Here is a 3272-nt window from a genome sequence, read left to right as displayed (position 1 = left end):
CGAACCCGGAAGCTAAGCCTTACAGCGCCGATGGTACTGCAGGGGGGACCCTGTGGGAGAGTAGGACGCCGCCGAACAATCTTTAGGAAACCCCCGTGCCTTCGGCACGGGGGTTTTCTGTTTTCCGGGGACTTTTCCCGTCCTAGGATCGGCTCATGCGCTACGACCTGGTCGTCTTCGACAATGACGGTGTGCTCGTCGACAGTGAGTCGATCTCCAATCGGCTGCTGGCCGCCTACCTCACCGAACTCGGGCATCCGACCACCTACGAGGATTCGATCCGGGACTACATGGGGTCCGCCATGCACCGGATTCACGACCTGGTGCTGGAGCGGAGCGGACAGCGGTTGCCGGCGGACTTCGACGACGTCTTTCACGCACGGGTGTTCGCCACGTTCGAACGGGAGCTGCGGCCCGTGGCGGGAGCGACCGGTGTGCTGGAGAAGCTAGCCGCGGACGGGGTGCCGTACTGCGTCGCCTCCTCCGGGAGCCATGAGCGGATACGGGTGGGGCATCGGGCGACCGGGCTCGACCGGTGGTTCGACGACGCGCGGATCTTCAGCGCGCAGGACGTGGGCAAGGGGAAGCCGGCACCGGACCTCTTCCTGTACGCGGCCGAGCGGATGGGGGTCGCGCCCGAGCGGTGCGTCGTCGTCGAGGACAGCCCGCTCGGCGTGCGGGCGGCCGTGGCGGCCGGGATGGACGTGTACGGGTTCACCGCGATGACGCCGGCCGCCAAGCTGGCCGGTGCCACCGGACTCTTCGCCGACATGGGGGGGTTGGCCGACCTGCTGAGGTGAGCCGGTCGGCAAAGCTGAACTCAATTCATCTTTGGCTGGATCTACCCACGAGTACCCCAGGGCCTTACGCTCGCCGCCATGACAGAAGTGCTGCGGCGCGGCAGGGCCTCGTTGGCGTTGAGCTTTTTCGCCCAGGGCGTCGCCTTCGCGCTGCTCGTGACACGCATCCCCGCCATCCAGGACCGGTACGGGGTCTCCGACGCGCTGCTGCCCGTGTTCCTCGCCGCCGTGCCGATCCTCGCCGGGGTCGGGAGCGTGGCCACCGAGCGGCTCGTGAAGCGGATACCGCCCAGTCGGCTGCTGCGCTGGTCCCAGCCGGTCGTACTGCTCGCGCTCCTGGGCGTGGGGGCGGGGGACCGGATGGTGGTGCTGGGTTCCGCGCTCGCGCTCTTCGGGCTCGCCGTGGGGGTGCTGGACGCCTCGATGAACATGCTCGGGGTGAGCCTCCAGCGGGCGTACGGGCGGAGCATCATGCTCAGCTTCCACGCGGTGTACAGCCTGGGCGGGATCCTGGGGGCCTCGCTGGCGTGGGCCGGGGCGCACTGGCATCTCGCGTTGTGGGTGTCGTACCTGCCGGTGGTGCTCGTGTTGCTGCCGGCGGTGGTGGTGGGGAGTCGGTGGTACGTCGACGGGCGCGACGGGGAGGGGGCCGGGCGGGAGGCCGTCGGTGCGGCCGGTGCGGTCGAGGGCGGTGGGGGTGTCGTCTTCAAGGCCCTGTTGCCGCTGTGCCTGGTGATGACGTTCGCGTACATCGGGGACTCGACCGTGTCCAACTGGAGCGCGAAGTACCTCCAGGACGTGCTGGGGAGCTCCGAGCAGCTGGCGACCGTGCCGTACAACGTCTACATGGTGACCACGCTGCTCGGGCGGGCGCTGGGGGACCTCGGGGTACGGCGGTTCGGGGCCGTGGCGGTCGTACGGGTGGGGGCGTTGGTGGCCGCGGCGGGGTTCGCGGTCGTGGCCGTGGCGCCGGGGGCCTGGGCGGGGATGGGCGGGTTCACGTTGGTGGGGCTGGGGTTGTGTGTGCTGGTGCCGCAGACGTTCGCGGCGGCGGGGAGGCTGTTCCCGGGGGCCTCGGACGCGGCGGTCGCCCGGCTCAATGTCTTCAACTACGTCGGTTTCCTGGTCGGTTCGCCGTTGGTCGGGGCGCTCGGGGACGCGTGGAGTTACCGCGGGGCGATGGCGGTTCCGATGGTGTTGGTGCTGGTGACGTTCGTGTACGCCAGGTCGTTCGCTCCTCAACCGAACCGATACGGTGGCGGGCATGAGCGGCCGCGCACAGCTGATGTGGGACGAGGCAGTAACGGGGTATGACTTCGGTCCGGATCACCCGATGGATCCGGTTCGGCTGGCCCTGACCCGGCGACTGGTCGATGCCCTCGGGCTCGACCGGGAGGTGGAGGTCGTGTCCGCCAAGCCGGCCGGGGAGTCGACATTGCGGCTCGTCCACCGGGAGGACTACATCGAGGCCGTCAAGGCCGCTTCCGCCGATCCGCGGGCGGCGGACACGTCGTACGGACTGGGGACGGTGGACGATCCGGCCTTCGCCGGGATGCACGAGGTGTCCTCGCTGATCGCCGGGCTGTCGGTGGGCGCGGCGGAGGCGGTGTGGCGGGGGGACGCGCTGCACGCGGTGAACTTCTCGGGCGGGTTGCATCATGCGATGCCGGGGGGTGCGGCGGGGTTCTGCGTCTACAACGACGCGTCCCTGGCCATCGCGCGGTTGTTGGAGCTGGGGGCTCGGCGGGTCGCGTACGTGGACGTCGACGTGCATCACGGGGACGGGGTGCAGGCGGCGTTCTGGGAGGACCCGCGGGTGCTGACGATCTCGCTGCACGAGCATCCTCGGACGTTGTTTCCGCAGACCGGGTGGCCGGAGGAGACCGGGGCGGGGGCCGGGGAGGGGCCGCGGTGAATGTGGCTCTGCCCGGCTGGGGACGGGGGACGCGGGGTGGCTGCGGGCGTTCCACGCGGTGGTGCCGGAGCTGGTCGCCGAGTTTCGGCCGGATGTGCTGGTCACTCAGCATGGGGCTGACACGCACTTCGAGGATCCCTTGGCTCATCTGGCGGTGTCGTTGGATGCGCAGCGGGCTGTGCAGGTCGCCTGTCATGCGCTCGCGCACGAGTACGCCGGGGGGAAGTGGGTCGCGTTGGGTGGGGGCGGATATGCGGTGGTGGATGTCGTGCCCCGGTCCTGGACGCATCTTGTGGGGATCGCGGCGGGGCGGCCCGTGGAGCCGGAGACGGTGATTCCGGAGGGGTGGCGGCGGGAGGTCTTCGCCCGTACTCGGCAGTTGGGGCCGGTGCGGATGACTGATGGGCGGTGGCCGGTGTCCTGGGGGAGTGGGAGCGGGGTGACGACCCCGCGGATCGGTTGGACCAGGCTGTGTTGGCCACTCGGCGGGCGGTGTTTCCGTTGCGGGGGTTGTTGCTTAGGCGGTTGTTGGCTTGGGGAGTGGGGTGGGTGTGCGG

General features: G+C 69.9%; 2 protein-coding genes and 1 pseudogene. All 3 read left to right on the top strand.

Annotation, left to right across the window (positions count from 1 at the left end):
* Positions 1-155: 155 nt before the first annotated feature.
* Positions 156-800 (top strand): HAD family hydrolase, encoded by a 645-nt coding sequence (locus BM536_RS33010; protein ID WP_073500063.1) that lies wholly within the window; start codon positions 156-158, stop codon positions 798-800.
* A 78-nt stretch (positions 801-878) separates the two neighbouring features.
* Complete coding sequence (locus BM536_RS33005) at positions 879-2114, top strand: MFS transporter (RefSeq protein ID WP_094103831.1); 1236 nt, start codon at positions 879-881, stop codon at positions 2112-2114.
* Positions 2065-3272, top strand: a pseudogene (locus BM536_RS33000) (acetoin utilization protein AcuC); the annotation flags it as partial. The gene BM536_RS33005 and the pseudogene BM536_RS33000, both read left to right, overlap by 50 nt.

Source organism: Streptomyces phaeoluteigriseus (assembly GCF_001896135.2).
Taxonomy (GTDB): Bacteria; Actinomycetota; Actinomycetes; order Streptomycetales; family Streptomycetaceae; genus Streptomyces; species Streptomyces phaeoluteigriseus.
Note: the sequence above shows the minus strand (reverse complement) of the source record. Positions and strands in the feature narration are given on the sequence as shown.